Raw genomic sequence first — 3,463 nt, forward strand, 5'->3', positions numbered from 1 at the left:
TGGGACTTTAGCGGGGCGGGGGACGGATTGACTGTTTGTTCCTTTTTTGTTCTAAAGCCGCAGGTCAGTGCCGACGTGAGTTTTGCGGGGTATCCCGGTTCGCTTGACTGCCCCCATGAACAAAGAAGGAGTGCTTGGCTCCTTCTTTGTTCCGCTATAGGACTGAGGCGGGAGTATCTAATTTGGCCAAGAATTCTCGAATAGAATGGACTACGCACACGTTTAACCCTTGGTGGGGGTGTGTGAAAGTGTCTCCCGCGTGCAAGCATTGCTATGCCGAAGCATGGGCAAAGCGCGTGGGAAGTCGCGTGTGGGGGATCAAAGCGGAACGACGCTTTTTCGGTGATAAGCATTGGGCGGAGCCGATTAAATGGGATACCGCTGCCGCTGAGGCAGGGGAGCGCCCGCGGGTATTCTGCGCATCGATGGCAGATGTCTTCGAGGACCGGCGCGATCTGGATGACGCCCGCCTACGCCTATGGGAGCTAATTGAGGCAACGCCAAATCTCGATTGGCTTCTGCTAACCAAGCGGCCTGAACTGGTTCGCAAGATGGTTCCTTGGGGGCAGAGTTGGCCGACAAATATTTGGCTTGGAACAACAGTTGAGGACCAGGAATGGGCCGAGGAGCGATTGCCACACCTCGCCGAGATTCCCGCCGCTGTGAGATTCATCTCTGCTGAGCCGTTACTGGGGCCATTGAATATATCTCGTTGGCTCGGCGAGCATATCGATTGGGTCATCACAGGTGGCGAGAGCGGACCGAAAGCGCGGCCGTCCAGCCCGAGTTGGTTTCTGGATCTTCTCAATCAGTGCATGGCCTCCGAGGTGCCGTTCCATTTCAAGCAATGGGGCGATTGGGCGCCAGGGCAAGGTCTGAATCTCGCCAAAGCACGAGCGAGCCACGCGGCTGATGGCACTATGATGCTTCGCGTAGGTAAGAAGGCCGCAGGTCGTGTCCTTGATGGGGCGATATGGGACGGCTTGCCGAAGGCGAGGTCAGCCTGAGTTCGTCACCGATGCTATTTGATGCGTCGGAGATTCCGACGATCAAAGTCGCGCCCGAGAAGAACTTCCAGTCCCTTCGACATCCACTATGGACCGAGAACAAAGCTCGGCTGATCCAGGAATATATTAAACTCTTTACTTATGTGACCAAACACGGAGCTTACATCGACGGTTTCGCAGCTCCGCAAAGGCGGGAACGAAGCGACCTTTGTTCGGCTAAACTGGTTCTGGAAGCTGAACCGCAGCGCGTCCGGGAGCTGTGGTTATGCGACATCGATTCGAAAGGGATCGCATTACTGCACGAGATCAAAGCTACGCATGAAAGCAAAGGACGCCGCATTCATGTAATGGAGGGTGACTTCAACACCACCGTCTCCACAATTCTTGCATCCGGGCGGATAACTGAGCGAACAGCGACTTTCGCGTTGCTCGATCAGCGCACTTTTGAATGTGCTTGGTCAACTGTGGAGGCAATTGCTCGACACAAGAAGGGCACGAAGATCGAGATATTCTACTTCCTTGCCACGGGGTGGATTGATCGATCGATTGCTGCCGTTCGACGGGAGGCCACGGCTGCGCGTGTCGAACGCTGGTGGGGGCGTTCAGATTGGCGAACGCTTCGAGGGCTGCAAGGCGTTGAACGTGCTAACCTGCTTGTTCAACGGTTCAAGGCCGAGCTTGGCTATGCTTTCGCCTACCCCTATGCGATCCACGATGCACGGCAAGGCGGTCGCACCATGTATCACATGGTCCATGCGACCGATCATCCCGAAGCCTCGCCGCTCATGCTCCGGGCATACCGGAAGGTTTCTGGACGGAGCGATTGGGATAGGCCGACCACGCAACTTGATCTGGATGCTCACTGGTCGGAATTCACAGAAGGCGAATAGAGCTTACGGAAAGGATACGAGCACTTTGTCGCTAAAAGATCGTTCCCCTTTGACCATGCGCCGCTTTTCGGCCGGCGGGTCGGCAATGATCCGACCCTCGGCTTCCATATCGCTCAATACCTTCTTGTAATTTCGCGAGATGTAGCGCGTGCCGACATGATGCTCGCGATAAGCATCGACCATGCGCAGCTTGCGGCCGTGGAACCGCTCAGCAAGATCGTCGGCCAACAATTCTAGCGGACGGGCAAGAGAGAAGAGCAACGGGCAGCGTTCATCGGCGGGTGAATATTCGAAGGAAGGCACGCCCTGATCCTCGGTCGAACTGGCACGTGCCATGATGTCCTTCATGATCTCGTAGCCCAAAATATTCTTCGTTACGAAAATGAGTGCATGGGATGTCCGGCTGCCGTCTGCGCGCCTGAAACGGAATGGGAGGATGTATTGGGCACCAAGCTCCTTGAGCGCCTGCGACAATTCTTCCAGCACGAATGCCTCACGGTCGGCTGGTCCCATGCCAGTCAGGATTGTCCTCATCCTATCAATCCGCTGCTCGCCGAAAAGTGCATTCATATGCGAGCGCACTGTGTCGTTGTTAATGCCTGCATTAATACGAGAATAGTTGAAGAAGAAAACACAATCGCAGCCCCAATCCTTTACCACCGATTGGATGATACCGCGCGATAATCCTTTGTAACCAAACGGGTCGATGAAAGAGAATGTCGGGCAGAGCCGAGATCGTTCGAACATCTTCTGCGCGTCATCACCCACTTCGGAACAGAACGCCTGTGGCTGATGCACCAGCGATTCCCGACCAGGTAGTTCTTCTATCGCTTGACGAAGCGACTGCACATTGTCGGGATCAGAATCGTTAAACATGGTCACAAGCAGCCGAGCCAGCTCTGGTTTTTGAATAGCGCGTTCCAGAACCAGCAGCGGGGTGGATTTTGCGCCGTCCTTATAGCGCCCTGGCCCAGCAAAAAGGTCGATATAGGCGATTTTCTCGATCCCATTATATCTTTGAGCATTGCCAATCATGACATCCGCCCATGCGTTGAAATATTTAGCAACGATCTCTGCCTTCACAGCAGATTGCTCGCGCTGCTCTTCAAAAAAGCCGTTTGCCACCGCGAATCCTCAGAAAATGGAACGGTACGTTAGCCCAAAGCGGAGGCGATACAAAGAGGGAACAACTGTGCATCTGCTGGGCTGTTGGCAAGTTAGAGGCTCGGCGGACTCTTGAGGAAATGCTGACCGGCCGTTCCACAGGTGCGCGGCCAAAATACGCTATTCCCTGTATTTCTACGCCAGACTTTCCTCCATAATAACAGTTACTTGATTTGGTGTCCGGCACGCATCGACTTCGATGCCATGTCGGCAACCAAAATCCTCTGGGGTCAGGTCTTCGCGGTCTTCCTGATCGTGCTCGCCGCCGTGTGGGCCGCGACGCAATGGACCGCCGCGGCGCTGGGCTATCAGCCCGAGCTTGGGTCGCCCTGGTTCGTGGCTTTCGGCTGGCCGATCTATCCGCCGCCGGCCTTCTTCTGGTGGTGGTTCTCGTTCGACGCC

Annotated in this window: 3 protein-coding genes and 1 pseudogene; 3 read left to right on the plus strand and 1 reads right to left on the minus strand. The window is 55.2% G+C overall.

What is annotated here, in order from left to right:
• Window positions 1-242 precede the first annotated feature (242 nt).
• Both AX735_RS07540 and tcmP read left to right on the plus strand, forming a co-directional pair.
• Window positions 243-1,007, plus strand: a complete 765-nt coding sequence (locus AX735_RS07540; RefSeq protein ID WP_231750054.1) for a phage Gp37/Gp68 family protein — start codon at window positions 243-245, stop codon at window positions 1,005-1,007.
• Window positions 974-1,897: a three-Cys-motif partner protein TcmP gene (gene tcmP / locus AX735_RS07545; RefSeq protein ID WP_082750994.1), complete on the plus strand. Its 924-nt coding sequence runs from the start codon at window positions 974-976 to the stop codon at window positions 1,895-1,897. The genes AX735_RS07540 and tcmP overlap by 34 nt, the downstream gene beginning before the upstream one ends.
• A 3-nt stretch (window positions 1,898-1,900) precedes the next feature.
• On the opposite strand, the gene AX735_RS07550 is transcribed toward tcmP, so the two are convergent.
• The gene (locus tag AX735_RS07550; RefSeq protein WP_066278069.1) at window positions 1,901-3,022 is read right to left on the minus strand and encodes a three-Cys-motif partner protein TcmP; all 1,122 of its coding nucleotides are present in this window, start codon (window positions 3,020-3,022) and stop codon (window positions 1,901-1,903) included.
• A 243-nt stretch (window positions 3,023-3,265) separates the two neighbouring features.
• On the opposite strand from AX735_RS07550, the pseudogene AX735_RS07555 reads away from it, so the two are divergent.
• Window positions 3,266-3,463, plus strand: a pseudogene (locus tag AX735_RS07555) (conjugal transfer protein TraG); the annotation flags it as partial.

The sequence above is a fragment of the Blastomonas sp. CCH1-A6 genome (assembly GCF_001556365.1).
Taxonomy (GTDB): Bacteria; Pseudomonadota; Alphaproteobacteria; order Sphingomonadales; family Sphingomonadaceae; genus Blastomonas; species Blastomonas ursincola.

What these genes read in the sequence shown, in the direction of transcription:
- tcmP (WP_082750994.1), top strand. Translation starts at nt 974, where the DNA reads ATGGGACGGCTTGCCGAAGGCGAGGTCAGCCTGAGTTCGTCACCGATG.